We start from the raw sequence: 24,941 nt of genomic DNA on the forward strand, positions 1-24,941 counted from the left end.
CCGCCCACCCTGGTGCTCGGTGAAAACAACTGATCGCCCGCCGTGCCGCAAGGTGCGGCGGGCTTTTTGCGTTTGGATTGACTCTCGCGCCTGATCGTGAACGCAATGAGAACATCCAGGGTATCTCATAGCCCGCCTTCAGCGCCGCGTCCCGCCGCTGATTGACATCGTCCTTGGGTTTGGAGTTCATCATGGGGGGCACCCGTTATCCACCTATAGGCAAGTGCATCTACTGCGGAAGCACACAACCGCCGCTGACGCGCGAGCATGTGATTCCACGTGGACTAGGCGGCGACAAGTCTCTTCCTGGCGAGAGCGAAGCCATGGTCCTTCAGAAGGCAAGCTGCGAGCCATGCCGCAAGATTACAGCACGCGTCGAGGAGGAGTGTCTGCTCCGGTCGTCACCATCCAGTTCGCCCGGTCGATATAACTGCGAACAGCCTTGCGGGCTCGGACCGGTTCTTGAACTGGGTCTATGCCGAGAATGCGCTCGGCCATCTCCTCTATGCTGGCATTGTCGGCGCAGTAGTCGAGGAACTGACAATAGATGGTGAAATGCTCTCTGTCGTAAGCCGTGATGGAGTCATCTGACCAGGGAACTTCTTCAAGTAGTCCAGGTTTCATGTCGAACATGCCTTTTCAGATTGCCATGCGCACCAGCTAAAGGATCCGCGCTCGCTGATGATTGGGGCCCCTCCAAACCGGGATGATGGCGCGGGCTTGGCATTCGTCAAGGGCCAGCGCTATATCGAACTGATGGCGAAAGGCTGGACACTACAATCATTGATCGATGGCAAGATGCGGCTCGTCGCGTTTTGCCACAATCCAAAATGCCAGCTCGACCTGGAGGCGATCAAGGCCAAGCTCGGCCCCGACGCGCCGGCAATGTCGGATGATCTCATTCCAAAGCTGAAATGCGCTAGGTGCGGCGGCAAGCAGGTCGGCCTGACCTACACTCCCGACTACGACGGGATGAAACGCGTTGACGTGAGTGCTTATCGTAAGGCGAGGGAAGGGCGCTGACAGCGCTCAGAAAAGCTGAATATGTCGCAAACCGGACAGGCCTTTTGCCGCACCTACGCGTACCACCAATTGTGCCCCGTATCGTGCCACAAATTTTCCAGTTTTGCCGAATTCGCCAATGATATCAAAAGCACACGCAGGTGCGGGTGCATCTCGACCGCACCAGCTTTATCCAATAGGCTGTTATTTTTATTGTGCGTTTTTTGTTTCCCTGCAGTCCTTCCAAGACTGTTTGTGCAAACTGAACACTGCGCGAACCCGTTGCTGTTTGGATGCGGAATGCCGCGCCCTGACCGCGTGGTTTGACCCGCCATCATATGCCAGCTGCTTCAAAGACCGAACCGTGCCGCTAAACGGACACGTGGGAATGCTCGGCGAAAAATGCGCTTTCCACGCAAGCGGCTGTATATTGATGTGATTGCGCGGCAAAATAGCCCGCTAGTGCATTATCTCAAGGCTTGTTTGCGGACGCGACTTTCCAGCCGCATGAGCAAATAGTCGACCTCTTGTCTGGCCGCCGCCGACAATGCACTGCCCGGCTTGCGCTGGGCGTCCGACGCGATGGCGCCGCGCTTCATCATCACATATTTGCGTACCGCAAGTCCCACGCCGGGTTGCTGCTCATAGCGCAGATAGGGCAGGTGGGCGTCGAAAAGATCGTGCGCCTTGTCGCGCTCGCCGGCGGCGGACAGTTTCACCATGTCGACCAGCATGTCGGGGAAGGCATAGCCGGTCATCGCGCCGTCGGCACCGCGCTCCATCTCGAAATCGAGAAAGAGGCCGCCATTACCGGTGAGGATGGACAGCGGCCGCAGCGAGCCGTCCTTCTGGAAACCGCGCAGCGCGCTGATCTTCTCCAGGCCCGGCCAGTCCTCGTGCTTGAGCATGAAGCAGGCCGGGTTGTCGGTGACGATGCGGCGGATGACGGCCGGCGTCATGACGACCGAGAGGGTCAGCGGATAATCCTGCAGGACGAAAGGAACATCTTCGCCGACCGCTTCGGATGCGTTGCGGAAATAGGTGACGATCTGGTCGTCGGTGCGCAGCGCCGGCGGCGGCGCGATCATCACGCCCTGAGCGCCAACCTCCATCGCGGCGCGCGCAAGGCTGCGCATGGCGGCGAAGCCAGGGGCGGAGACGCCGACGATGACCGGCAGCCTGGTGCGCGCCACGATACGCTTGACGATCTCGAGCGATTCGCCGGCGTCGAGCTTCGGCGCCTCACCCATAATGCCGAGGATTGTCATTCCATCGACGCCGCAGCGCTCGTAGAAATCGACCATCGAATCAAGCGATTCCCAGTCGATCTTGCCATCCGCCTCGAACGGCGTCGGGGCAATGGTGTAGACGGCTTTGGTGTCAGGGCCGATGGCCATGAGATCCTCCTAAATCCAGCTTTCAGTCATAGCGCAGGACCGACGGTCCGATCCAACCCGGCAGTCGGTCCGGACGGGCGGGGTCCCGGCCGTCGTTCCATCGTATGCAGACAACTGGTGGGCCGATCTGGACAATGGCTGCACGGGATTGCGCCGTGGGTCGAAACCCGCGGAAAAGAGAAGGTGTTGCGCCGTCGAACAATGCAGGCATGCTCTTTGCGCCGTCAACCTTCTTCCGCCGCGAGATCAGCAATTGCAGGCGGCGATCCGTGCGGCGATTGACCTCAAGGACTGTCGATCCTGGGGAATGGCTTTGCCAAAGTCAAAATCCAGCCTTAACCTTCTGCAATGCATTCCAGGTCGAGCATCCGGTTTTGCCTGGGAAAGCCGCACGCAACGGAGCCTATTTATGAGTGACAGCCAGGTAAGGATTGCGGCCGGGAACACCATTCGAAGCCTGCATGCCGATCTGCCGGTCAACGCCACCTTCCATATCTGGCTCAAGGCGACCAGGCCGGACGTTCCAGGCTCGCTGTCGTTTTCCAACGTTCGCGGCAAGTTCGGCGAGGTGAGCGTCGCGAACGCCGAAGAGCATGAATTCAGAATTTTTCACGTCTTCGGCGGCGGCAGTGTCGAACTGGATTACGATGCGGATCAGACCTCGGTTTCGGTTGCCTACTGGTTCGCATTGGCCGACGTGCTGGAGACAGGCATTACAGTTCTCCACACCAATCCGGGAAATGCCCCACCGAACATCCCCGACAGCTATCATTTTCGTCCGCCGTTCGGCTGGATGAACGATCCGAACGGATTTGGCCGGTTTGGTGGCCGCCCACATCTGTTCTATCAGCATTATTCGCATGGGCTTCGCTGGAACACGATGCATTGGGGGCACGCCGTCTCTTCGGATTATTTGCGGTGGCGTCACATGCCAATCTTCCTGTTTCCGTCGGAAGATCTTACTGCCAGGCCCGACAAACGGGGCGGTGCCTATTCCGGCTCGGCCATCCCGCTTGCCGATGGCCCGGGCATTCGCGTCTTTTTCACCGAGCAGGTACAGGACCGTATCCCGGAACAGCAGATCCAACTCACCGCCACTTCCAGCGACCTCATCATGGCGGGAGACGCGCACGTCATCCTGCCATACCGCCCGCTTGACCAGGGATTGACAGCGGATTTTCGTGACCCATACGTCTTCAGGGGACCGGATGGCCTTTGGAAAATGCTGCTGGGCAGCCAGAGCGATGAAGGCGGCGTTGTCCTGCTCTACGAAACCCGTGACCATACGGCCGCCACCGAATGGACGTATGTCGGCAAGCTTCTGGTCGAGAAACACTATCGGACGACGGCGATCGAATGTCCCTGTCTGCTGCCGCTCGACGGGCCTGCGACCGACCCCGCGACGCGCTGGGTCCTGATTCTCGGGCTGATGAACAGTGAAGACCAGTCGACCCGGCGCAAGAACCTGACAATGGCCATTGTTGGCTGGTTCGATGGTCGGACCTTTGCCAAGGAATTCGAACAGGAACTGGACTTCGGGACGGACAATTACGCCTTCCAGGCCTTCGCCGACGGCGATGCCATTGTTGGCATAGGCTGGCTTGCCAACTGGGCCGACACCGGACCGGCGATCGATTTTCCCACGGCCATGACATTGCCTCGCAATATCCATCTGTCTGCAGGCGAGTTGCACACCCCGCCCATCGGCGCTGCCGAGAGCCTGCGGAGCCATATTCTGGACCGGACACGCCTCGCAGCCGGAGAGCAGGTAAGCTTCATCAACGGCGCCGTCGAAATCCTGTTCGAACTCGAAAAGCCGGGTGCTCATTTCCACTTGAAGCTGCAACATCCAACCGTCCGCCTCGAGGTTGTCGTCGACGACGAGGGACTTGCCATTCGTCATGGAGACGACGCAGTGGAATCCCCTCACTATATTGCCAAAAGAGCCCGTCCAAAACGGCTGCGGATATTCCTCGACTACGGATCGATTGAGGTTTTTGCGGATCGCGGTCGTTGGGCTGGCACGAAACGGATCAGCGGGTTTGAGCCGGTGCAATCGGCACGTCTCATCGCCGAAACGGGCGCCATTCTACACGCGACGGTATGGGCCCTCAAACCGTGACAACCAGATAAATATTTCCAGTTCAAGATCGGGCGTCCGCAAACACCGACCAATGAACGAGGCCTTCGACGACGCCAAGGGCGAACTGTTGCTTGGCGCTGTAGATCAGCGGGTTGGCCCGCGCCATGTCGAGCAGTTCGGGAAGCGCATTGGCGACGACAATTCCACGCGCCCCCGGCAGCTCGAACATGCTGCGGTCGTTGTTGGTATCGCCGGCGACGACCACCTCATCGAGGCCGATGCCGAGTTCATTGCAGAGCCAGGCCAGCGCCTGGCCCTTGTCTGCTGAACGCGGCAGGATGTCGAGATCGCGTCCGCTCGAATAAACCATCGTCACCGACAGGCCGGCCTCGGCCAAAGCGCGCTCGATGCTGGCAAGGGCTTCCGGATTGGCGTCGAGCAGGTACCAGCTCGATTTGAAGGCGTGCTGATAGCCGTCGGGCTGGCGGACGGTGTCTTTGAGCGGCCCGAGCACCGCATCGACCTTTTCAAGCGACCAGCCTTCCGAAAATCTTTGGGTAAAATGCCCCAAATCAGTAAAGTGTGTGGGGCGCGAGGTGTGCCGCGGACCGGCGAGCATCGTGCCGACACCGCCGATCACATAGTCCGGCGCCGGCAGGCCGACTTCGTCGACGAAGTTCAAGATGTCGTCGGCCAGGCGACCGCTGTTGTAGACGAGAACCGGCCGGTGCTCGGGATCAAGCGCTTGCCATTTTGATCGAAAGCGTGACGTCGCCGGCGCATCGCCCGCCAGGGTCCCGTCGAGATCACTCGAGAAAAGCGCGATCGGTTTCAATCGCCGTCGTTCCACGGCTCGTCCCAGTCATGATCGTCGACCGCCTTCAGCACCGGACGGCCTTCGACAAGGCTGACCAGCTGCTGGGCGATGCCTGTCCAGGTGAACAGGCTGCGCGCCTTGTGCGCACCCATGCGGCCCAGGCGGCCGTAGAGGCGCTGGTGCTTCATCGGCTTGACGATGGTGATGCCGAGATCTTCCTTGTCGAACGGATCGCCAAAAAGCGCATGCCGGCCATAGCTGATCCCGCGATAGAGGCCGCCATGGATCGTAACCACGGTCGGCGTACCGCAGGCCATTGCCTCGATCGCGGTCATGCCGAACGGCTCGTAGCGGCTCGACAGGACGAACATGTCCGCCGCCCGATAGGTATCGGCCAGGTCCTCGTCGGCAACATAGCCGGAGAAGACGACACGATCCTGCAAGCCTAGCTGTTCGACCTGTTGCTTGAGCTGGTTGAGGATCTTCTGCTCCTGCTCGTCCATGTTCTCGCCGCCGACAGCGAGCCTCAGGACCGCATCCGGCACACGTGGCGCCACCACGGAAAACGCATCGATCAGCAGGTCGTAGCCTTTGTTGGTGGCGAGCCGGCCGAGCGCCAGGACCGTCCGCCCTTCGAAGCCGAGCCGATGGCGGATCAACCGGCGAGACGCCTCGCTGACGGGGAAGAACCGGTTGTCGTCGTAACCGGGCGGGATCATGTGCACGCGGTCGCGCTCGAGGCTGTAGTCCTCGACCAGCATGTCGACCTGCGGCGGCGTTGTTGCGATCACCATGGCGCAGCTTCGATAGATGATCGTCTCGTGCTTGATGCGCTCGCTGAAATTGAACTCGGACTCGAATGTATCGGCCTTGTCAGGGTAGTCGGTCTTCATCTGGCGCTGCTTCCATATGCCAAGCGAATGCGGCGTATGGATGTGCGGGATATTGAGCGCTTCGGACAGCCGCTGCCCCGCCACGCCCGCATCCCAGTAGTGACTGTTGATGAAGTCGTAGGAGAGATTTTCCCGGCGAATCAGGCGCAGCGCGTTTTCACACCACTCGAGAAGGTGGCGGTGGAGATATTCCTTCGGAATAAAATCGGGTCCGCCACAGGCGACACGCAGGACGCGAACCCCGTCGGCCACTTCATCGACAGGAGGCTGGTCTTCAAATCGTCGCGTCCAGATATCGACGGCATACCCCAACTGGGCCAGCTTTTTGGCAAGTTCCAGGACATAGACCACCTGTCCGCCGGTATCGGCCGCGCCCAGTGGTGGGTTGGCTGCTACGTAGCCGTGGGTTGAAATGAGAGCAATTCGAGGTATCGCCGCATCCGAGTCCGGCATCTGTATCCTTCTCTACGATTGATCTGCGCACGCCGCAGCATGCACAAGTTGGGTTATAAGGTTTCCAGCCGCCATCCGCAAATGTCGAAAGCGCCAGGCGGCCGCCAGGCTGGTGGCACGTCGGTGAGAATATTGACTCCGCCCGCAATGGTAGCCCCCAGAGACGCCGATAGGGAACATACCGAGGAGCCTCGGCGCGACGCTTATGGGAGAGCCGAAGACGTTGTGCGATTGGTGGATGATTGCGCCGGCTGACATCGACTTCGAAATCTGACAGACGCTGTAGCAATTTGACGCTGCTCATGATCCTTTCTGGAAATCGATTCCGATTTTCATAGTCATGCGCTAGACCTGACACGCAGCTTTTCCGGAATTCTGAATGGCGGGAGGCGCTTGTGGAAGGCCAGGACGAACAGACGACAGGCGCCAGGACCGCTGAGGACAGCGCCGACATCTATGGCGAGGACGGCGCCATTCTATCGTCGTTCCTTGCCCAGATCGGTGCCGCGATCGCCGATCGCGACACGCTGACGCTAAAGCGTGAAGTCGACGACCTGCACCAATCGGAACTCGGCGACCTGATCGAGGCGCTTCATCCAGAACAGCGCCGCGCGCTGGTCGAATTGTTGGGCGCCGACTTCGATTTTTCCGCGCTGACCGAGGTCGACGAGGCTATCCGCCGCGACATCGTCGACAGCCTGCCCAACGCCCAGATTGCCCAGGGGGTCCAGGACCTCGATTCCGACGACGCGGTCTACATTCTCGAGGATCTCGAAAAGGAAGACCAGGACGAGATCCTGTCGCAACTGCCGTTCACCGAGCGGATCAGGCTGCGCCGCTCGCTCGACTATCCCGAAGAGACTGCTGGTCGCCGCATGCAGACCGAGTTCGTCGCGGTGCCGCCATTCTGGACGATCGGCCAGACCATCGACTACATGCGCGAGGACAACAACCTTCCCGACCGCTTCAGCCAGATTTTCGTCATCGATCCGAGCTTTAAGCTGCTCGGCGCCATCGACCTCGACCAGATCCTGCGCACCAAGCGCTCGATCAAGGTCGAAGAGGTCATGCATGAGACCAGGCACGCCATTCCGGCGACGATGGACCAGGAGGAGGCGGCGCGCGAATTCGAACAATACGACCTTCTCTCCGCTGCCGTCGTCGACGAGAACGAGCGGCTGGTCGGCGTGCTGACCATCGACGACGTGGTCGACGTCATCCAGCAGGAAGCCGAGGAGGATCTGCTGCGCATGGGCGGTGTCGGCGACGAAGAATTGTCGGACAGCATCCTTTCGACCTCGCGCTCGCGCGTTCCGTGGCTGCTCGTCAACCTTTTGACGGCGTTCCTGGCGGCCTCGGTGATCGGCCTGTTCGACCGCACGATCGAGCACATCGTGGCGCTGGCCGTGCTGATGCCGATCGTGGCGGGCATGGGCGGCAATGCCGGCTCGCAGACCATGACGGTCACGGTGCGGGCGCTGGCGACCAGGGACCTCGACATCTACAATGCCGGCCGCATCATCCGCCGCGAGATGGGGGTGGGCTTCATCAACGGTATCATCTTCGCCATCCTGATCGGCATCGTCGCCGCCGCCTGGTTTCGCGATCCCAATCTGGGCGGCATCATCGCCGCGGCGATGATCATCAACATGTTCGTGGCCGCACTGGCCGGCATCCTGATCCCGCTGCTGCTCGACCGGTTCAAGATCGACCCGGCCGTGGCTTCGGCGGTTTTCGTCACGACGGTCACCGACGTTGTTGGCTTCTTTGCCTTTCTCGGCCTCGCTACATGGTGGTTCGGCGTGTGAGCGACGCCCACTCAATTGACTTTTACGTAAATGCCATGCGAGATTTTGGAACAGCCTCTGGCCGATTCTGACACGCGTGCGGATAGCGAGGCCGCATGGTTGGAACTCGCAGCGCGGCCGGGCATTTGGAGTGATGATGCGGGAATATTATTCGATAACCGAACTGACCCGCGAATTCGATGTTTCGACGCGGACGCTGCGCTTCTACGAGGACGAGGGGCTGGTGCAGCCGGTACGGCGTGGCCGCACGCGGCTGTTTCGCCCGTCGGACCGGCACCTCATCCGCCAGATCATGCGCGGCAAGAGGCTCGGCTTTTCGATCAACGAGATCCGCGAAATCATCCAGATGTACAAGGAGCCGCCCGGCGAGGTCGGTCAGCTCAACCTGATGATCAAGCGCATCGAGGAAAAGCGCGAGGATCTGCGCCAGAAGCGCCGCGATCTCGAAGAGACCCTGGCCGAGCTCGACCAGGCCGAGGAGTCGTGCGTCGAGCGGCTGGTGGAGCTCGGCGTCAACACCTGATCGGCCTTTTTGATTCTACTCTGGCGGCCAGCCAGCGTGGTTTTCTGCGCTTCCGGTGCTCACCTACTCAAATGTACGCTCCGCTCCGGTTGCCGCCTCAAATCCAGCGGCGCACCCTTTTTGCGTAATCCCGGTATTTCTTGCCGAATTTCGTTGCCAGAACTTTTTCCTCGCCCTCGATCGCCATTTTCTGCGTTGCGAAGGCGGCGATGATCGCCAGCGGCAGGAACCACACGTTCCCCGAGATAAGGGCAACGCCGATCATCAGCAGCGTGTTGGCCAGATAGATCGGATTGCGGCTGACGGCGAAGGGGCCCGATGTCACCAGATGGTCCGGCACGGCGTTCGGGTGGAGCGTCGTCTTTGCCCGGATCATGATGCGGATCGCCGTGAACCAGAGTGCGACGACGCCGAACAATGCCACCCAGCCGGCCGCGAACAGGATGTCGCCCAAAAGGCCGCCGATCCATGGCAGCGGATAAAGCAAGCCAAGCGCGATGCTGACGGCGATGGCCGCGACATAGATCAGCGGCGGCCACGGTATAAACCCCGGTTTTTGCTGTCCCGGTTTCTGTTGGCCCGGTTTCTGCTGATGGTCGGTCATTGTGCTCCTCCCTCCATCAAAGTGCCGTCGGCCTTGGCAGTGCAGGCGCCGGCGAGCTCGTCGAGATGCGCCTTCCATTCCGCAGCCTGGTCGTTGCGGTAGAGCCGATCAAGCGTGGCCTCGCCCTCGAGCGTATCGAGCATGCAGACACAATAGCTGCTGCAGAACTCCGTGTCGCGCGATTGCTCGCACGATGCCTGGCATTCTTTCAGGAAGGTGACCTGCCTGGTTTCAACGGCTGCCGGCATGACTTGCGAAATCAGCCAGACCGAGCCGATCAGCACCGGCTGGTGGATCAGATAGAAGGCGAGGCTGTGCCGGCCGATAAAGACCAGCGGATTAGTCCAGCGGCCGGGCGTTAGGCCCGCCAGCCGCGTCAGCATGCCGGAGGCGAAGGCAAGCTTTGCCGCTGCGATGCCGGCAAGCACAGCGCCGAACCATGGAAACAGCGGGACATAATCGTTGGAGCGCGGGTTGGTTGCCGACAGGCCGACCCACCACAGGGCCGGATGATCGAAGATCTCGGACCTGAGGTAGAGCGGCGCGGTGATGACGAAAGCTGCGACAACCAGCGTCAGCAGCGCCGGCAGCCGCAGAAACGCCAGGCCGAGCAGGCTGGCGAGCGCGATCTCGTGCAGGATGCCGAAGAAGATGAAACTGTCGGGTGTGGCAAGCCTGGTGGCGGCCGATATGGCGAGCGCCGCCCCGCCGACCATGGCGAAGCGTTTCCAGAAGCCGTTCCAGCGGATTTGCTTGCCATGGGCGAGGAACAGGCTGACGCCGACCAGGAACAGGAAGGTCGAAGCGATGCAGCGCGCGTAGAATTTCCACCAGCCAAAGGCGGTCAGGCCGGGATCGGTGTAGCCGAAGAATTCGAGATCCCAGGTGAGATGGTAGCTCGCCATGGCAAGCAAAGCGATGCCGCGGGCGACGTCGATGGCGATGATGCGCCTGGATCGGTCCTGAACGGCCGGCGTAGGAATGGTCATGGTCTCGCAATTCTGATTCAGTGCTGCAAGACGACTATCATGGTTGCCCCGGACAAAAGAAGACAGGCGCCGCCCTTCCTTCTCCCCTTGTGGGAGAAGGTGGATTGGCGCGCAGCGCCAAGACGGAAGAGGGGTGTTGGACGGAGCGCGGCTTTTGCCAAGCTGGAACACCCCTCATCCGACCTCGCTTCGCGAGGCCACCTTCTCCCACAAGGGGAGAAGAAAGAGCCCCCGAGAAACGATTACCTTGACGGCGCATTCGCGCTGCTAGCTGGCGGAATTTGGTTTGCCGGGCGCGGCGATTCTGCCTATAGTCGCAGCCGTCGTCGGTTCCGTTTTGGAACCAAGAGGGAATGCGGTAGGGGCAAAATTCGCCCGATGCCGTGGCTGCCCCCGCAACTGTGTGCGGTAGTCCTCTCCATATGCCACTGAAGATTTTCTTCGGGAAGAGCTTCTTCGGGAAGGTGGGGAAGGGCGCTGATCCGCGAGCCAGGAGACCTGCCGGCGACAGGAGAACTGACTTCTATGCCCTCGGGTGGAGGGCGAAAGGACAAGACATGAATACCGCTTCCGTCTCGCTCGGCGCTTCCGTCTCCTCGCAGTCGCGCTTTGGGCAGTTGGCGCTTGCTGCATTTCTCGGCGTTTTCGTCATGGGCTTTGTCGGCTTCTCGCATATCGATGCGGTCCACAATGCCGCTCACGACTATCGCCATTCGATGGGCTTTCCATGCCACTGACGGGGGGCCACTGACGAGGGGCTGACACCATGACACTGTTTCGCAACGTCGTGTTCATCGCGGCGATCGCAGGGCTAGTGGCCGGCGTCGTTCTGGCCTGCATGCAGGCCTACGCCACCGTGCCACTCATCCTCAAGGCAGAAGTCTACGAACAGGCCGGCGGTGGTCACACGCATGACCATGGTTTGTCGCCGGCCGCAGCAGGCAGCAATGCCATGAGCAGCGCCGTGCCGGCTGAAGCAGCCACCGCGGAAGAGGAAGGCTGGGCGCCGGCCGATGGCTTCGAGCGCTTCGCTTTCAACGTCGTTGCCAACGTCGTCACCGGCATCGGCTTTGCGCTGATCCTGGTCGCCGCTTCGGAATTCGCCGGCGGCATCGGCAATTGGCGACAGGGCCTGTTCTGGGGCCTTGCCGGCTTCGCGGTGTTCACGCTGGCCCCGAACCTCGGCCTGCCGCCCGAACTGCCGGCGATGCCGGCGGCCGATTTCGCCCAGCGCCAGATCTGGTGGACGGCGACCGTGGTGGCGACGGCTGCCGGTCTCGGGCTGCTCGCCTTTCGCAAATCGCTGCCGCTGGCCCTTCTTGCCGTAGCGTTGATCGTCGCGCCGAATATTGTCGGCGCGCCGCAGCCCGAAAGTTTCGAATCGCCGATCCCGGAAGGCCTGCACCACCAGTTCGTGGTGGCGGTGACGCTGACCAATCTGGTGTTCTGGCTGGTGCTCGGCGCTGTCGTCGGCGTGGTGCGCGGCCGCTTGACCGGCGCCGCAACCGGCCTGCGCGACAGCCTTGCCTGATCGCGCTGCTCCAGGCAGCAAGCTGACCCTGGTCGTCGGCGGTGCACGCTCGGGCAAGAGCGCGCATGCCGAAAGCCTGGTGACGGCCTGTCCAGCGCCGTGGACCTACATCGCCACGGCGCAAGCCTATGACGACGAGATGCACGAACGCATCGCGCTGCACCGAGCGCGGCGTTGCGACGGTTGGACGACGATCGATGCGCCGCTCGATCTCGTCGGCGCGATCGGGGCGCTGCCTGACGGCCGGCCTGTCCTGATCGACTGCCTGACGCTGTGGCTGTCCAACCATATGCTGGCCGAACGCGACATTGAGGCCGAATGCCGAGGGCTGGCGGATGTGCTGTCGCGGCCGCGCGGGCCGTGGTTCGTGGTTTCCAACGAGGTCGGCCAGGGCATCGTGCCTGACAATGCGCTTGCCCGCCGGTTTCGCGATGCCGCCGGCCGGCTCAACCAGCAGGTCGCCGCCGTCGCCGGCACGGTGCTGCTGATGGTGACGGGACTGCCGCTCAAGGTGAAGTGATATGACCGATATCGATGACAGGGACGAGCAACGCCACCGCGCCAAGATGGCCAAGCGCAAGGCGGTGCAGGACGCCGAGGTCGCGGCCAAGACGGTCGAGAAGGGACTGCTGATCGTCAACACCGGGCCCGGCAAGGGCAAGACCACTGCCGCCTTCGGGCTGGCGCTGAGGATGCTCGGCTACGGCAGGCGCGTCGGCGTCGTCCAGTTCATCAAGGGCAAATGGCATACCGGCGAGAAGGACGCCTTTGCCGCTTTCGGCGACCGGGTCGTCTGGCACACGATGGGCGAGGGTTTTACCTGGGAAACGCAGGATTTGAAGCGCGACATCGCCGCCGCCGAGGCTGCCTGGGCCAAGGTGCTCGAGCTAATGGCCGATCCATCGATTAGCCTTCTGGTGCTCGACGAGTTGAACATCGCGCTGCGCTACGACTATCTCGATCTCGACACGGTGGTGGCGGCGCTGAAGGGCCGGCGCGAAAACCTGCATATCGTCGTCACCGGCCGCAACGCCAAGCCGGCGCTGGTCGAGGCGGCCGATTTGGTCACCGAGATGGGAGTTACGAAGCATCACTTTTCCGCCGGCGTGAAAGCGCAGCAAGGCATAGAGTTTTGAGGTTTCGTTCGCCTCTTCTTCCTTCTCCCCTTGTGGGAGAAGGTGGCCTCTCGCGAAGCGAGGTCGGATGAGGGGTGTTCTAGCTTGGCACCGACAGCACTCCGTCCAACACCCCAACCGTCTCGGCGCTGCGCGCCGATCCACCTTCTCCCACAAGGGGAGAAGGAAAGGCCGCACAGTGGACGTCACGCAACGATGACGATCACCGACAGCAAGCCGAACAGTCCCATCAGCAGAAAGTCGGCAACCTGATAGAGTCTTAGCGCTCGTCTGATGTCCACGCTCTCGACATCGCGGCGGCCGCCTTCGCCCATGAACGCGTCGTCGACCATGACGCCGTCGTAGGAGCGCGGCCCGGCCAGCGCCAGGCCGAGCGCGCCGGCCATCGCCGCCTCAGGCCAGCCGGCATTGGGCGAGCGGTGCTTTTTCGCGTCGCGCCGCACGGTGCGCCAGGCGTTGCCGGCATCGGCGTCTTTGACGAGGAAGGCGGCCAGCACGATAAGCAGTGCGGTCAGCCGCGACGCCGGCAGGTTGATCAGATCGTCGAAGCGCGCCGCCGCCCGGCCGAAAGCCTCATGGCGCGGCGTGCGGTGGCCGATCATCGAATCGGCGGTGTTGGCGGCCTTGTAGGCGACGCCGCCGGCCAGCCCGCCGACGCCGATCCAGAAGACCGGCGCGACCACGCCGTCGGAAAAATTCTCGGCCAGGCTTTCGATCGCCGCGCGGCAGACACCGGCTCTGTCGAGCTTTTCCGGATCGCGGCCGACGATCTGCGAGACGGCAACACGACCGATGTCGAGTCCGCCATTGTCGAGTCCGTCGGCCACCGCCTCGACATGCTCGGCCAGGCTCTTCTGCGACAGCAGCGATGTCGCCAGGAGCGCGGTGAGGATCAATCCGGCTGGAATGCCCGCAAGCATGGTTTCCACAGCGAAAGCGATGGTGGCCGGCACCAGCACGATGATCAGCAGCGCATGAACACCGCGCCGGCGGCGCAGGGCGTCGGAATCAGTATCGCGGTTGAGCCTGCGGTCGAGAAAGGATATCAGCCTGCCGAACCAGGTGACGGGGTGGCCGATCGCGCCGAGCAGCCAGCTGGGATAGCCGACAGCGAATTCAACAAGCAGTGACAGGAAAGCGATCAGGATCGACATGAAGTCTCTTGATAGAGCGGCGGCAGTGGTGGATCACGGCGGAAGCCTTGGCCGGGCGAGGGCGCTTTTTCCGCATGCGCCGCAGCCCTTCGTCGACCTCTCGACCGGTATCAATCCGCACTCCTATCCGTTTTTCGAGCTGCCCGCCACCGCCCTGTCGAGATTGCCGGAAGCTGCGCGGGTCCGTGATCTTGCCGATGTCGCGGCGAGCGCCTATGGCGCACCATCGGCGGCCAATGTGGTGGCAGCGCCGGGCACGCAGATCCTGTTGCCGCGCGTCGCTTCGCTGGTCAGCCCCGGCAAGGCGCTGGTGCTCGGGCCGACCTATGCCGAGCATCAGCGGGCAGCGGCCATCGCCGGCCATGCGGCGATGGAGGTCGACGATTTCGATGCCCTGGCAGGAGCCGACCTTGCCATCGTCGTCAACCCCAACAATCCGGACGGTCGCATCGTCGAGCGCGAGAAGCTGCTTGCGCTTGCCGAACGATTGCGCGCCAGAGGCGGGCTGCTGGTCGTCGACGAGGCGTTCATGGATGTCGGCCCGCTTGGCGAGAGCCTGGCCGGCGATGTCGAGCATGGCGGCATCGTCGTGCTGCGCTCCTTCGGCAAGTTTTTTGGCCTTGCCGGCCTGCGGCTCGGCTTTGCATTGGCCGACGCACTGACGGTCGAACGGCTGGAGGCGCAGTTCGGGCCGTGGGCGGTTGCCGGTCCGGCGCTCGAATATGGCATCCGTGCGATTGCCGACAGCGGCTGGCAGGCCGAGATGCGGCACCGTCTGGCCAGGGATGCAGCGCGGCTCGATGCGCTGTTCGGCCGCTTCGGCGTTGCTGTTGCCGGCGGCACCACCCTGTTCCGCTATGTCAGGCTGGCGGACGCCGCCGGTCTGTTTTCGGCGCTTGGCGAGCGCGGCATCCTGCTTCGGCATTTTCCCGGCCGGCCGGAGGTGCTGCGCGCCGGGCTGCCGGGACCTGACGAGGAATGGCGGCGGCTCGAATCGGCTCTTGCCGACTGGTCGCAACAGCGCGACGATGGGGCCTAAAGCGCGTCACAATTGAACGGACTCATGCGACGCGCTTTAAGTTCTTCTTTTTATGCATGTCGTTATCGCAAAACCACTGCGCACTTTTGCGCGACATGCACTGGGAGCTCAACCAATGATCCATGTCTGTTCGCTGTCGAAAATCGAGGAAACCGTCGCGAAGACCGGGGCCGAGCGGCTGCTTTCGCTGCTGGCTGCCGGCACCGAGGTGACGCGGCCGGCGTCGATCGCCCGGGAGAACCATCTGCACCTGGTCATGCACGATATCGCGGTGGCGCAGGAGGGCATGACCATGCCGGGTGAGGAGCATGTTCGCAACCTGCTCGATTTCGCGCGCCGATGGGATCGTGCAAGGCCGCTGGTCGTGCATTGCTATGCCGGTATCAGCCGGTCGACGGCCTCGGCCTACATCATCGCGGCGGCATTGGCGCCGCAGCGCTGCGAGGTCGAGTTGGCTGAGACGCTGCGTGCACTGTCGCCCACGGCGACACCCAACCCGCGGCTGATCGCGGTCGCCGACGCGCTGCTCGATCGCAACGGCCGCATGACCCGTGCGATCCAGGCGATCGGGCGCGGCGCCGAGGCCTTCGAAGGCACGCCTTTCGAGCTGAAGATCGACGGCTGATTTCCTAGTCTTGAGGACAGTTGTTTGAGCCATCAAGCCACCAAGCAACCTACTCGTGCTTTGATCGCTGCAGGTATTGGCGACGTCGGCGCTGCCCCTCATCTGCCTGCCGGCATCTTCTCCCCGTATAGTGACGGGGAGAAGGGGCTGGCCGCAGCGCTGGCGCCTTTTTTGCAATGCCGGCGATTGGCGAAAACATTGATGAGGGCGCCCTCGCCCCGTTTACGGGGAGAGGATGCCGGCAGGCAGGTGAGGGGCGGCGCGGCGCTGGCGAAAAGCCTCCTAGGCCAGCCAATCTGCAAGCTTGGCCTTGCGCACGTCCTTCAACAGGCTGATGAAACCGTCGGCTTGATGGTTGGCGGTCAGCCGGCCCTTTTCGGCCGTTGCAATGCTGGCGTCGCCGACCACGCCGTTCGGGTTGAGATCGGTGGCGATCCAGGCGAAGGCGTGCGTTCCGGTGTGGCGCAGCAGCGAAAATTGCTTTTCGGCGCGGGCGACGTTGGACACGAAATTGTCGGCCTTTGCCATGTCGACGAGATCCGGCCGGAAATGCAGCATCAGCGAGGTCTCGACATCGCCGCCATGGATGCCGTGGCTATCCTCAAGCTCGGTGTACAAGCCGGCCGGCCGGCCAAAGCGCTGCCAACTCGTCTTCACCGCCAGCATCTTTGCCCGCACGCGCAATTCTCGCGTCATGATGCCCATGATCTCCTCGTTGCCGCCATGCGAGTTGACGACGATCAGCTTCCTTAACCCGGCCCGTGCGACCGACAGGCCAAGCTCGGTCCAGGCCTCGATCAAGGTCGCCGCCGGCAATGTAAGGGTTCCCGGCGCATGCAGGTGCTCGTTCGACTTGCCCACCGCCTGGACCGGCAGGATGCGGATGTCGAGATCGCCAGGCAGGCGCGCGATCACCGTTTCGAGCATGCCGTTCATGATCGAGGTGTCAGTCGAAACCGGCAGATGCGGCCCGTGCTGTTCGATCGCCGCCACCGGCAGAACTGCGATTGTCGCCTCCGGGTCGATGGTGGCGTATTCTGTGGTCCGATAGTCGCCCCACCACACGCGTTTCGTTGCAACGGTCATTTTGAAACCTCGAGCAAACTGGCGGCGTTGGCGCTGCCCCTCACCCGTACCCTCCCCCCGTATAGAGACGGGGAGAGGGGGGCGCCAGCGTTGGAGCGCTTCCCTTCTCCCCGTCACTATACGGGGAGAAGGTGCCGGCAGGCGGATGAGGGGCAGCACCAGCCTTTGTCGTGTAACTGGAGATCAACGGCCTGTCGATTCCAGCCGGCTCCTCACCCTGCCGCGACGACCTCGATCTCGACCTTGAATTCCGGCCGCGCGAAGCCGGACACGATCATTAGCGTCGATGCCGGCGCCGGGCTGGTGAACAGGCGATCGCGAACGTCCATATAGGGTTTCAGAAAGACGCGATCGGTGACATAGGCGTTGATGCGCACGATGTCGGAAAGTCCAAGCCCGGCGTCGCCGAGAATCGCTGCGATGTTTTGAAAACAGAGCTCGGCCTGCGCGCCGGCATCCTCCGGGATCTGATCGTCCACAGTGATGGCGACCTGGCCAGAACACAGCACCAGCCGCTTGCCGGGCGGCACCTCGACGCCATGGCTGTAGCGGGCAAAGGGCGGCTTGATCGACTTCGGCGTCAGGAATTTGAACATGAAAATCTCCGGTCTGACTGCCAGCGTAAAGCCGGATCAGGCGAGCCTTCAAGATGCAGTGCATACTATCAGGGCGATTATGGACAGGCGTTCAAAAAATAGGCACGATGCCCCCGGTACGGCATGACCAGTCCGGCTTTCGCGCCCCACTGTTGCGCAAGGCGGGCGCTCCGGGCGATGGCATGTGTCTTGCTTCTTCGATCGATGGTGTCGAGCCCGGCGCGCGGCGCGCCGGAGTCAACTGAGGGTGGTGTGAATGGACGGAAAACTCAAGATTTCGGCTGGCGCGATCGTGCTGCTTGCCGCAAGCACGCTGAACGCGGCAGCAAACGAGAAGATCACCTTCGGCACCAACTGGCTCGCCCAGGCCGAGCACGGCGGCTATTATCAGGCGGTGGCTGATGGCACCTATGCCGCCTGCGGGCTCGACGTGACGATCATGCAAGGTGGACCGCAGGTCAGCGGCCGGCCGCTGCTGCTTGCCGGCAAGATCGACTTCTACATGGGCGGCAACATGCTGCAGGCCTTCGATGCGGTGCAGCAGGAGATTCCGCTGCGCGTCGTCGCCGCCTCGTTCCAGAAAGAGCCGCAGGTGATCATGAGCCATCCGGGTCAGGGGCTCGACAGATGGGAGGATCTGAAGAATGCGGACCAGTACATTATTGGCGACGAAGGTGCACAGAGCTACTTCCAGTGGATGATCACGGAGTTCGGCTTCGATCCGGCCAAGCGCGTGCCCTATACGTTCAACCCCGCACCTTTCATCGCCAATCCGAAGTCGATCCAGCAAGGCTACGTGACCTCGGAGCCCTTCGCCGTCGCCAAGGAAGGCGGCTTCCAGCCCAATCTGTTCCTGCTCGCCGACTACGGCTTCGACACCTATGCGACGACGATCGAGACCATGCAGGCGACGATCGACAAGCGGCCGGAGGTGGTTCAGTGCTTCGTCGATGGCTCGGCCAAGGGCTGGTACAACTATCTCTACGGCGACAACGCTGCCGCCAACGCGGCGATCAAGAAGGACAACCCCGACATCAGCGACGAGCAGATCGCGTTCTCGATCGAGCAGATGAAGAAATTCGGCATCGTCGATTCCGGCGATACGGAAAAACTCGGCATCGGCGCGATGACCGACGCGCGCATCCAGAGCTTCTACGACAAGATGGTCAAGGCCAAGGTCGTGCCGGCCGACGTCGACATCAAAAAGTCCTACACACTGGCCTTCGTCAACAAGGGCGTCGGGATCGAGCTGAAGAAATAGCACCCGGGCATGATGCAGGAGAAAGTGGCGCAAGCGCCGGCAAGCGCATCGGGCAAAGGTCCGATGCTGCTGGCGCTGCGCGGCGTCGGCAAGGTCTTTTCCAACGGCGTGACAGCGCTCAGCGACGTCGACCTGGCGATCCGGGAAGGCGACTTCCTCAGCCTTCTCGGCCCGTCCGGCTGTGGCAAGTCGACGGCCTTGCGCCTCATCGCCGGTCTTGCAACGCCGACCTCCGGCCTGCTCGACTGGCGCGGCAGCAGCGCTGCCGATCGCTCTGACATCGGCTTCGTCTTCCAGGAACCGACGCTGCTGCCGTGGGCCGACGTCTTCGACAATGTCTGGCTGCCGCTCAGGCTGAAGGGCATGTCGCGGGCCAAGGCTGCGCCTGTCGTGATGGAGATGCTGGCGCGGGTTCATCTGACCGGCTTCGAGAAAGCCGTGCCGCGCGAATTGTCCGGCGGCATGAAGATGCGCGTCTCGATCGCCCGCGCCATGGTGACCAAGCCGCGCGTGCTTTTGATGGACGAGCCATTTGCGGCATTGGACGAGATCACCCGCTTCAAGCTCAACAACGATCTTCTGGAACTGTGGCAGGACGAGCGTTTTACCGTCGTCTTCGTCACCCACAGCGTCTTCGAAAGCGTTTTCCTCTCCAGCCGCGTCGTCGTCATGGCGGCGCGGCCGGGCAGGGTCTTCAAAGAACTCGCCATCGATGCGTCCTATCCGCGCAACGAAGCCTTCCGCACCTCGCCCGCCTATGCCGCGCTCTGCCGCCAGGCGTCCGATGTGCTGATCGGCGCCATCAACTCAACCGCCGGACCGCATCATGACGGCCATTGATCATACTGCCGTAAACCTGGATCCAGAGGAGGCGCGTCGCGTGCGCCAGGAGCGGCTCGAGCGGATCGGCCGATGGCTGCTGCCGCTGGCGATCATGGTCCTGGCGATCTGGCTGTGGGACCGCATCTGCGTCTGGAACGACATCCCGAAATATATCCTGCCGCGCCCCGCTGTGGTGCTGCAAACGCTGTTCGACGATGCCGGGCTGCTGTTCTCCTCGCTGCTGGTGACGCTCAGGATCACCTTTCTCAGCCTGCTTCTGGCCGTCATCGGCGGTGTCGGGCTGGCGGTGCTGTTTACGCAATCGAAATGGGTCGAGATGTCGTTCTTCCCGTTTGCGATCGTGCTGCAGGTGACGCCGATCGTCGCGATCTTCCCGCTGATCAACATCTATGTCGACAACCAGACGACGAAGCTTCTGCTGTGTGCCTGGATCGTCGCCTTCTTCCCGATTCTGTCCAACACGACGCTCGGCCTCAACTCCGTCGACCGCAACCTGCGCGACATGTTCAAGCTCAACGGCGCAACCCGCTGGCAGCAATTGCGCTATCTGCGCCTGCCGGCGGCGATGCCGTATTTCCTCGGCGGGCTGAAGATCGCCGGCGGCCTGTCGCTGATCGGCGCGGTGGTGGCGGAGTTCGTCGCCGGGGCCCAGGGACAGTCGTCGGGGCTGGCTTCGCGCATCATCGAGGCCGGTTACCGGCTCAACGCACCGCGGCTGTTTGCGGCGCTGATTCTGATCTCGTTCACCGGCATTTTGATCTTCCTGGTGCTGTCGCTGATCTCGCACCTGATCCTGCGACGCTGGCACGAGAGTGCGCTGAAGCAGGAGCGATGATGGTGTTGTGTGCTCAAGGCAAAAACTGCCTGGCGTCCTTTTCGTCGTTGGCGCTGCCCCTCATCACCCTGCCGGGCACTTCTCCCCGTATAGAGACGGGGAGACGGGCGCTTTCATCGGCGGTTTCGCCAACCACCAGCGTCGCAGAACGAGCGTCAAGGCTGCCGACAGCCCCCTTCTCCCCGTTCACGGGGAGAAGATGCCGGCAGGCAGATGAGGGGCAGCGATGACCTCAGAAATTATTCCCGAAACCGGCCAATTCGTACTTTCCAACGTCCGGCTTCATTCATCTTTGACGCCGGACCTTGCCGCTGCCTATGACAGCGACGGCTTTGCACTCGCCGACATCGCCGTCGCCGACGGCAGGATTGCCAGCATCGTCGCGAATCGCCGGTCCAACACACCCGCAGGCGCCGTCGACCTCGGCGGCCGTATCGTCATGCCGTGCTTCGTCGACTGCCACACCCATATCGACAAAGGCCATATCTGGCCTCGAAAACCCAATCCGGACGGCACCTTCATGGGTGCGCTGAACGCCACCGGCGCCGACCGTGCTGCCCGCTGGAGCGCCGAGGACGTCGCTCGCCGCATGGATTTTTCGCTGCGCTGCGCCTACGCGCACGGCACCAGGGCTTTGCGCACCCATCTCGACAGCGTCGCACCGCAGGAGGAGATCTCCTGGCCGGTGTTCGAGACGGTACGGGAGAAATGGCGTGGCCGCATCGAGCTGCAGGCCGCCTGCCTGCTCGGCATCGAAGGCGTGCGCGACAAGAAATGGTTCGAAAGCCTGGCCAAACGCGTCGCTGCGGCCAACGGCGTGCTTGGCGTCGTCACCTATATGCTGCCGGATCTGGAAGAACTTCTCGATCGGGTTTTCGCGCAGGCGATCAAGCATGGCTTCGACCTCGATTTCCATGCCGATGAGACCGACGACATCTCGGCGATCTCGCTGAAGAAGATCGCCGAGGCGGCGCTGTGGAACGGGTTTGAGGGAAACATCCTCGTCGGCCACTGCTGCTCGCTGGCACGCCAGCCCGATCTCGACGTGCTCGACACGCTGGACAAGATGGCGAAGGCGGGGCTCGCCGTGGTGTCGCTGCCGATGTGCAATCTCTATCTGCAGGACCGGCGCGGCGACAAGACCACGCCGCGCTGGCGCGGCGTGACGCTGCTGCACGAGATGAAGGCGCGCGGCATTCCCGTCGCCGTCGCCTCCGACAACACCCGCGATCCGTTCTACGCCTATGGCGATCTCGACATGCTGGAGGTCTATCGCATGGCGACGCGTATCCTGCATTTCGATCACCCGGTCGGCGACTGGCCGCAAGCGGTGACTTCGACGCCGGCCAGGGTGATGCGGCTCGACGGTTTTGGCACGCTTGCCGCCGGCGGCGCTGCCGACTTCGTCGTTTTTAGGGGACGGAGCTGGACGGAAATGCTGTCGCGGCCCGAATCGGATCGCACCGTGGTGCGTGATGGCCGCGCCATCGAGCGCCAATTGCCCGACTATGCCGAACTCGACGATCTGATGGTGCGATGATGGACCTGGCTGCGCTCAAACGCGATCTCGACGGTCTGAAGATCGACGACCATCCGGCGATTGTCCAGCAGAAGAGCCGCGATTTTTACTGGTACAGCCCGGTGCTCAAGCAACAGCTCGACCATGTCACCGGCGACCTGATCGTGACGCCAAAGACCGAACTCGAGGTGATCCGCGTGCTTGCCGCGTGCCACCGGCATGGCATTCCGGTGACGCCGCGCGGCAGCGGTACCGGCAATTACGGTCAGGCGATGCCCTTGTCCGGCGGCGTCGTGCTCAATCTCGCCGAGATGAATACGATCAAGACGATATCGCCTGGTCGCGTCGTGACCGGTCCAGGTGCCGTCCTCGCCGACATCGACAGGGCGACGCGCGCCCATTCCGGCCAGGAGCTTCGGATGTCGCCGTCGACCTATAACACCGCTTCGATCGGCGGCTTCGTTGCCGGCGGCTCGGGCGGCATCGGCTCGATCCGCTGGGGCGGGCTGCGCGACCTCGGCAACGTCATCCGGCTCAGGACCGTGACGATGGAGGCGGAGCCTCGCATCATGGATCTTGCCGGTGAGGAGGTGCTGAAGGTGATGCATGCCTACGGCACCAACGGCATCATCACCGAGGTCGAGATGCCGCTGACCGCTGCTTATGACTGGATCGATGTCATCGTCGGCTTCGACGATTTCATGGATGCGGCCGGCTTCGGCAACGATCTCGCCATCCAGGACGGCATCCTGGCGAAGCTGATCACGCCGATCGCCGCTCCGATCCCCTACGACTATTTCAAGCGGCACCAGAAATTCTTCCGGCGCGAGCAAAGCATCGTCGTCTGCATGATCGCGCCGCAGGCGATGGACGCCTTTGTTGCCCTCACGGCGCGCAGCAAGGGCGAGATCGTCTTCCGCGCCGACAAGGAGGCCGATCTCAAGGGCTTGCCGCCGGCCTATGAGCTAACCTGGAACCACACGACGCTGCGCGCCATCAGGGTCGACCCTGATATTACCTATCTGCAGACCCGCTATCCCTCGCCGGATCACCTCGCTTACGTCAAGGCGATGATCGACCGCTTCGGCGACGAGGTGCCGGTTCATCTCGAATTCATCCGCTTCGACGGCGCGATCGGCGTCGCTGGACTGCCGCTGGTCCGCTTCACCACGGCGGAGCGGCTCGACGAGATCATCCGCATCCATGAAGACAATGGCTGCTGGGTCTTCAATCCGCACCGCTACACGCTGGAAGAGGGCGGCATGAAGCAGACGGACGAGGTGCAGCTCGCCTTCAAGCGCGAGACCGATCCGCAAGGGCTGCTCAATCCCGGCAAGATGATCGCCTGGGAGAACCCTGACTACGACTATCGCTCGGGCAAGTCGTTCCTGTTCAAGGGGCTGCAGAAGGCGGAGTGAACGATGACGAGCGTGTGGCGCTGTCGCGCTGACCTGCGAGGTCTTCGGTGAAAATCCTCGTGCTCTATGCCCACCCGGTCGAAACCAGCTTCAACGCCGGTCTGCACCGGACGATCGTCGAGCGGCTGACGGCCGCCGGTCACACCGTCGACGACTGCGATCTCTATGCCGAGGATTTCGACCCGCGGCTGACACGGGCCGAGCGGCTCGGTTATCACGACGAGCGCGGCGCCGGTGATCCGGCAGCGCCCTATGTCGAGCGCCTGCTGCGGGCAGAGGCGCTGGTGCTGTCGTTTCCGGTGTGGAACTACGGCTATCCGGCGATCCTGAAAGGCTTTTTCGACCGCGTCTTCCTGCCCGGCGTCTCGTTCAAGCTGGTCAATGGCAAGGTGCAGCCTTCGCTGCACAACATCCGCAAGATGGCGGCGGTCACCACCTATGGCGGCAGCCGGCTCCATGCCATGCTGATGGGCGACCCGCCGCGCAAGCTGGTCAAGCGTGTATTGTGCGCTACGGTCAAGCCAGGCGCCTCGGTGTCCTATCTCGCGCATTATTCGATGAACCTGTCGACCGATGAAACGCGGAAGAGATTTACGGCGAAGGTCGCCGCCAGCATGGATGCCTTCTGATGCGGGTCCTGGTGGTTTATTGCCATCCGGTCCCGGAAAGCTTTTGCGCCGCGATCCGCGATAGTGTCATCGAGGTGCTGAAGGCGAGAGGCTGGGAGGTGCGGCTGCTCGACCTCTATGCGGAAAATTTCGACCCGGTCATGGGCTGCGACGAGCGACGCTCCTATAACGAGCACGCCCCGCAGGATCCGGCGCTCAAGCCGCATATAGAAAATCTCAACTGGGCCCAGGCAATCCTCTTCATCTATCCGACATGGTGGTACGGGCTGCCGGCAATGCTGAAGGGCTGGCTCGACCGGGTGTGGGCGACCGACGTCGCCTTCCGACTGCCGGCCGGCAAGGGACGGATCCAGTCACTGGTGAGGCATGTGACGAAGATCGGGGTGATCACGACCTGCGGCGCACCGACCTGGTGGAGCGTCGTCGTCGGCCAGCCGGGACGCAAGACAATCCTGCGCGGCATGCGGGCGCTGTGCGCCACCCGCTGCAGGACGTTCTTTCTGGCGCACTACCTGATGGATGCGTCGACACCCGGGAGCCGGGCTGCTTTCCTTGCGAAAGTGCGGGCGAAACTGGAGCGGTTTTGAGAGATGAGCGTCCTTCTCCCCGTTCACGGGGAGAAGATGCCGGCAGGCAGATGAGGGGCAGCGTGAACCTGGCAAGACTTGTGCCGCCCCTTCATCCGGCCCTTCGGGCCCCC

The 24,941-nt window shown here is 62.5% G+C and carries 26 protein-coding genes and 1 riboswitch; of the genes, 17 read left to right on the plus strand and 9 right to left on the minus strand.

Translation table 11 applies throughout. The annotated features are described in order from the left end of the window. Nucleotides 1–363: 363 nt before the first annotated feature. A complete protein-coding gene (locus tag AC0L2Z_RS06525) occupies nucleotides 364–624 on the minus strand; it encodes a hypothetical protein (protein ID WP_473627304.1) in 261 nt (86 codons plus the stop codon). 96 nt (nucleotides 625–720) lie between these two features. On the opposite strand from AC0L2Z_RS06525, the gene AC0L2Z_RS06530 reads away from it, so the two are divergent. Further along, on the plus strand, nucleotides 721–1,023 hold the full coding sequence (locus tag AC0L2Z_RS06530; RefSeq protein WP_473627224.1) for a hypothetical protein: 303 nt from the start codon (nucleotides 721–723) through the stop codon (nucleotides 1,021–1,023). Nucleotides 1,024–1,469: 446 nt separating this feature from the next. Here the strand turns inward: AC0L2Z_RS06530 and AC0L2Z_RS06535 are convergent, their stop codons facing one another. Next, the gene (locus AC0L2Z_RS06535) at nucleotides 1,470–2,399 is read right to left on the minus strand and encodes a dihydrodipicolinate synthase family protein (RefSeq protein WP_473627225.1); all 930 of its coding nucleotides are present in this window, start codon (nucleotides 2,397–2,399) and stop codon (nucleotides 1,470–1,472) included. Nucleotides 2,400–2,808: 409 nt separating this feature from the next. On the opposite strand from AC0L2Z_RS06535, the gene AC0L2Z_RS06540 reads away from it, so the two are divergent. Then, nucleotides 2,809–4,521, plus strand: coding sequence for a GH32 C-terminal domain-containing protein (locus AC0L2Z_RS06540; RefSeq protein WP_473627226.1), 1,713 nt, complete (start codon nucleotides 2,809–2,811; stop codon nucleotides 4,519–4,521). Nucleotides 4,522–4,543: 22 nt separating this feature from the next. Here AC0L2Z_RS06540 and AC0L2Z_RS06545 read toward each other — a convergent pair whose 3' ends face one another. Both AC0L2Z_RS06545 and AC0L2Z_RS06550 read right to left on the minus strand, forming a co-directional pair. Continuing rightward, complete coding sequence (locus AC0L2Z_RS06545) at nucleotides 4,544–5,317, minus strand: HAD-IIB family hydrolase (RefSeq protein WP_473627228.1); 774 nt, start codon at nucleotides 5,315–5,317, stop codon at nucleotides 4,544–4,546. Further along, nucleotides 5,314–6,645 (minus strand): glycosyltransferase family 4 protein, encoded by a 1,332-nt coding sequence (locus AC0L2Z_RS06550; protein ID WP_473627229.1) that lies wholly within the window; start codon nucleotides 6,643–6,645, stop codon nucleotides 5,314–5,316. The genes AC0L2Z_RS06545 and AC0L2Z_RS06550 overlap by 4 nt, the downstream gene beginning before the upstream one ends. A gap of 395 nt (nucleotides 6,646–7,040) precedes the next feature. On the opposite strand from AC0L2Z_RS06550, the gene mgtE reads away from it, so the two are divergent. Continuing rightward, nucleotides 7,041–8,453: a magnesium transporter gene (gene mgtE, locus AC0L2Z_RS06555; protein ID WP_023798879.1), complete on the plus strand. Its 1,413-nt coding sequence runs from the start codon at nucleotides 7,041–7,043 to the stop codon at nucleotides 8,451–8,453. Nucleotides 8,454–8,589: 136 nt separating this feature from the next. Then, complete coding sequence (locus tag AC0L2Z_RS06560) at nucleotides 8,590–8,976, plus strand: MerR family transcriptional regulator (RefSeq protein ID WP_023685221.1); 387 nt, start codon at nucleotides 8,590–8,592, stop codon at nucleotides 8,974–8,976. A gap of 97 nt (nucleotides 8,977–9,073) precedes the next feature. Here the strand turns inward: AC0L2Z_RS06560 and AC0L2Z_RS06565 are convergent, their stop codons facing one another. Beyond that, nucleotides 9,074–9,580 (minus strand): methyltransferase family protein, encoded by a 507-nt coding sequence (locus AC0L2Z_RS06565; RefSeq protein ID WP_051407790.1) that lies wholly within the window; start codon nucleotides 9,578–9,580, stop codon nucleotides 9,074–9,076. Beyond that, nucleotides 9,577–10,569 (minus strand): heparan-alpha-glucosaminide N-acetyltransferase, encoded by a 993-nt coding sequence (locus AC0L2Z_RS06570; protein ID WP_473627230.1) that lies wholly within the window; start codon nucleotides 10,567–10,569, stop codon nucleotides 9,577–9,579. Before AC0L2Z_RS06570 ends, AC0L2Z_RS06565 begins: the two co-directional genes overlap by 4 nt. A 310-nt stretch (nucleotides 10,570–10,879) precedes the next feature. After that, nucleotides 10,880–11,089, plus strand: a riboswitch (cobalamin riboswitch). Between the two features lie 37 nt (nucleotides 11,090–11,126). Between AC0L2Z_RS06570 and AC0L2Z_RS06575 the strand changes: the two genes are divergently transcribed. From AC0L2Z_RS06575 to cobO, 4 genes are read left to right on the plus strand one after another with little or no spacing between them, the layout of a single operon-like run. Next, complete coding sequence (locus tag AC0L2Z_RS06575) at nucleotides 11,127–11,306, plus strand: CbtB domain-containing protein (RefSeq protein WP_473627232.1); 180 nt, start codon at nucleotides 11,127–11,129, stop codon at nucleotides 11,304–11,306. Nucleotides 11,307–11,335: 29 nt separating this feature from the next. Next, the gene (locus AC0L2Z_RS06580) at nucleotides 11,336–12,100 is read left to right on the plus strand and encodes a CbtA family protein (protein WP_473627233.1); all 765 of its coding nucleotides are present in this window, start codon (nucleotides 11,336–11,338) and stop codon (nucleotides 12,098–12,100) included. A 22-nt stretch (nucleotides 12,101–12,122) separates the two neighbouring features. Next, a complete protein-coding gene (gene cobU / locus AC0L2Z_RS06585) occupies nucleotides 12,123–12,620 on the plus strand; it encodes a bifunctional adenosylcobinamide kinase/adenosylcobinamide-phosphate guanylyltransferase (protein WP_473534278.1) in 498 nt (165 codons plus the stop codon). A gap of 1 nt (nucleotide 12,621) precedes the next feature. Further along, nucleotides 12,622–13,236 (plus strand): cob(I)yrinic acid a,c-diamide adenosyltransferase, encoded by a 615-nt coding sequence (cobO, locus tag AC0L2Z_RS06590; protein WP_023798885.1) that lies wholly within the window; start codon nucleotides 12,622–12,624, stop codon nucleotides 13,234–13,236. A 185-nt stretch (nucleotides 13,237–13,421) separates the two neighbouring features. On the opposite strand, the gene cbiB is transcribed toward cobO, so the two are convergent. Continuing rightward, complete coding sequence (cbiB, locus tag AC0L2Z_RS06595; protein WP_473478096.1) at nucleotides 13,422–14,390, minus strand: adenosylcobinamide-phosphate synthase CbiB; 969 nt, start codon at nucleotides 14,388–14,390, stop codon at nucleotides 13,422–13,424. Between cbiB and cobD the strand changes: the two genes are divergently transcribed. Together cobD and AC0L2Z_RS06605 are read left to right on the plus strand one after the other, a co-directional pair. After that, on the plus strand, nucleotides 14,389–15,429 hold the full coding sequence (gene cobD / locus AC0L2Z_RS06600) for a threonine-phosphate decarboxylase CobD (protein WP_287230275.1): 1,041 nt from the start codon (nucleotides 14,389–14,391) through the stop codon (nucleotides 15,427–15,429). The two genes, cbiB and cobD, sit on opposite strands and share 2 nt — an antisense overlap. A gap of 115 nt (nucleotides 15,430–15,544) precedes the next feature. Beyond that, nucleotides 15,545–16,054: a tyrosine phosphatase family protein gene (locus tag AC0L2Z_RS06605; protein ID WP_287230272.1), complete on the plus strand. Its 510-nt coding sequence runs from the start codon at nucleotides 15,545–15,547 to the stop codon at nucleotides 16,052–16,054. A 282-nt stretch (nucleotides 16,055–16,336) separates the two neighbouring features. Here AC0L2Z_RS06605 and AC0L2Z_RS06610 read toward each other — a convergent pair whose 3' ends face one another. Both AC0L2Z_RS06610 and AC0L2Z_RS06615 read right to left on the minus strand, forming a co-directional pair. Continuing rightward, nucleotides 16,337–17,140 carry a creatininase family protein gene (locus AC0L2Z_RS06610; RefSeq protein WP_287066384.1) on the minus strand — a complete coding sequence of 268 codons (804 nt, stop codon included), beginning with the start codon at nucleotides 17,138–17,140 and terminating at the stop codon, nucleotides 16,337–16,339. Nucleotides 17,141–17,352: 212 nt separating this feature from the next. Further along, on the minus strand, nucleotides 17,353–17,736 hold the full coding sequence (locus AC0L2Z_RS06615; protein WP_287230269.1) for a RidA family protein: 384 nt from the start codon (nucleotides 17,734–17,736) through the stop codon (nucleotides 17,353–17,355). A 256-nt stretch (nucleotides 17,737–17,992) separates the two neighbouring features. Between AC0L2Z_RS06615 and AC0L2Z_RS06620 the strand changes: the two genes are divergently transcribed. The 7 genes from AC0L2Z_RS06620 to AC0L2Z_RS06650 all read left to right on the plus strand — a co-directional run bounded on the left by AC0L2Z_RS06620 (nucleotide 17,993) and on the right by AC0L2Z_RS06650 (nucleotide 24,828). Then, nucleotides 17,993–18,997 carry an ABC transporter substrate-binding protein gene (locus tag AC0L2Z_RS06620; RefSeq protein WP_287230266.1) on the plus strand — a complete coding sequence of 335 codons (1,005 nt, stop codon included), beginning with the start codon at nucleotides 17,993–17,995 and terminating at the stop codon, nucleotides 18,995–18,997. Between the two features lie 9 nt (nucleotides 18,998–19,006). Further along, a complete protein-coding gene (locus AC0L2Z_RS06625) occupies nucleotides 19,007–19,837 on the plus strand; it encodes an ABC transporter ATP-binding protein (RefSeq protein ID WP_287230263.1) in 831 nt (276 codons plus the stop codon). Next, on the plus strand, nucleotides 19,824–20,675 hold the full coding sequence (locus tag AC0L2Z_RS06630; protein WP_287230261.1) for an ABC transporter permease: 852 nt from the start codon (nucleotides 19,824–19,826) through the stop codon (nucleotides 20,673–20,675). The genes AC0L2Z_RS06625 and AC0L2Z_RS06630 overlap by 14 nt, the downstream gene beginning before the upstream one ends. A 226-nt stretch (nucleotides 20,676–20,901) precedes the next feature. Further along, a complete protein-coding gene (locus AC0L2Z_RS06635) occupies nucleotides 20,902–22,215 on the plus strand; it encodes a cytosine deaminase (RefSeq protein ID WP_473627234.1) in 1,314 nt (437 codons plus the stop codon). Then, nucleotides 22,212–23,612, plus strand: a complete 1,401-nt coding sequence (locus tag AC0L2Z_RS06640) for an FAD-binding oxidoreductase (protein ID WP_473615306.1) — start codon at nucleotides 22,212–22,214, stop codon at nucleotides 23,610–23,612. Before AC0L2Z_RS06635 ends, AC0L2Z_RS06640 begins: the two co-directional genes overlap by 4 nt. 47 nt (nucleotides 23,613–23,659) lie before the next feature. Next, nucleotides 23,660–24,241 carry an NAD(P)H-dependent oxidoreductase gene (locus tag AC0L2Z_RS06645; RefSeq protein ID WP_473627235.1) on the plus strand — a complete coding sequence of 194 codons (582 nt, stop codon included), beginning with the start codon at nucleotides 23,660–23,662 and terminating at the stop codon, nucleotides 24,239–24,241. Continuing rightward, nucleotides 24,241–24,828, plus strand: a complete 588-nt coding sequence (locus tag AC0L2Z_RS06650; protein WP_473627236.1) for an NAD(P)H-dependent oxidoreductase — start codon at nucleotides 24,241–24,243, stop codon at nucleotides 24,826–24,828. The genes AC0L2Z_RS06645 and AC0L2Z_RS06650 overlap by 1 nt, the downstream gene beginning before the upstream one ends. Nucleotides 24,829–24,941: the final 113 nt, after the last annotated feature.

It is taken from the genome of Mesorhizobium sp. WSM4850 (assembly GCF_055811735.1).

Coding starts and splice junctions, on each gene's coding strand:
- AC0L2Z_RS06550 (WP_473627229.1), bottom strand. CDS start 6,645: ATGCCGGACTCGGATGCGGCGATACCTCGAATTGCTCTCATTTCAACC.
- AC0L2Z_RS06570 (WP_473627230.1), bottom strand. CDS start 10,569: ATGACCATTCCTACGCCGGCCGTTCAGGACCGATCCAGGCGCATCATC.
- AC0L2Z_RS06575 (WP_473627232.1), top strand. CDS start 11,127: ATGAATACCGCTTCCGTCTCGCTCGGCGCTTCCGTCTCCTCGCAGTCG.
- AC0L2Z_RS06620 (WP_287230266.1), top strand. CDS start 17,993: ATGGACGGAAAACTCAAGATTTCGGCTGGCGCGATCGTGCTGCTTGCC.
- AC0L2Z_RS06525 (WP_473627304.1), bottom strand. CDS start 624: ATGAAACCTGGACTACTTGAAGAAGTTCCCTGGTCAGATGACTCCATC.
- AC0L2Z_RS06560 (WP_023685221.1), top strand. CDS start 8,590: ATGCGGGAATATTATTCGATAACCGAACTGACCCGCGAATTCGATGTT.
- AC0L2Z_RS06605 (WP_287230272.1), top strand. CDS start 15,545: ATGATCCATGTCTGTTCGCTGTCGAAAATCGAGGAAACCGTCGCGAAG.
- AC0L2Z_RS06580 (WP_473627233.1), top strand. CDS start 11,336: ATGACACTGTTTCGCAACGTCGTGTTCATCGCGGCGATCGCAGGGCTA.
- AC0L2Z_RS06650 (WP_473627236.1), top strand. CDS start 24,241: ATGCGGGTCCTGGTGGTTTATTGCCATCCGGTCCCGGAAAGCTTTTGC.
- cobO (WP_023798885.1), top strand. CDS start 12,622: ATGACCGATATCGATGACAGGGACGAGCAACGCCACCGCGCCAAGATG.
- AC0L2Z_RS06565 (WP_051407790.1), bottom strand. CDS start 9,580: ATGACCGACCATCAGCAGAAACCGGGCCAACAGAAACCGGGACAGCAA.
- AC0L2Z_RS06630 (WP_287230261.1), top strand. CDS start 19,824: ATGACGGCCATTGATCATACTGCCGTAAACCTGGATCCAGAGGAGGCG.
- AC0L2Z_RS06640 (WP_473615306.1), top strand. CDS start 22,212: ATGATGGACCTGGCTGCGCTCAAACGCGATCTCGACGGTCTGAAGATC.
- AC0L2Z_RS06635 (WP_473627234.1), top strand. CDS start 20,902: ATGACCTCAGAAATTATTCCCGAAACCGGCCAATTCGTACTTTCCAAC.
- AC0L2Z_RS06615 (WP_287230269.1), bottom strand. CDS start 17,736: ATGTTCAAATTCCTGACGCCGAAGTCGATCAAGCCGCCCTTTGCCCGC.
- AC0L2Z_RS06610 (WP_287066384.1), bottom strand. CDS start 17,140: ATGACCGTTGCAACGAAACGCGTGTGGTGGGGCGACTATCGGACCACA.
- AC0L2Z_RS06625 (WP_287230263.1), top strand. CDS start 19,007: ATGATGCAGGAGAAAGTGGCGCAAGCGCCGGCAAGCGCATCGGGCAAA.
- AC0L2Z_RS06535 (WP_473627225.1), bottom strand. CDS start 2,399: ATGGCCATCGGCCCTGACACCAAAGCCGTCTACACCATTGCCCCGACG.
- cobD (WP_287230275.1), top strand. CDS start 14,389: ATGAAGTCTCTTGATAGAGCGGCGGCAGTGGTGGATCACGGCGGAAGC.
- AC0L2Z_RS06540 (WP_473627226.1), top strand. CDS start 2,809: ATGAGTGACAGCCAGGTAAGGATTGCGGCCGGGAACACCATTCGAAGC.
- cbiB (WP_473478096.1), bottom strand. CDS start 14,390: ATGTCGATCCTGATCGCTTTCCTGTCACTGCTTGTTGAATTCGCTGTC.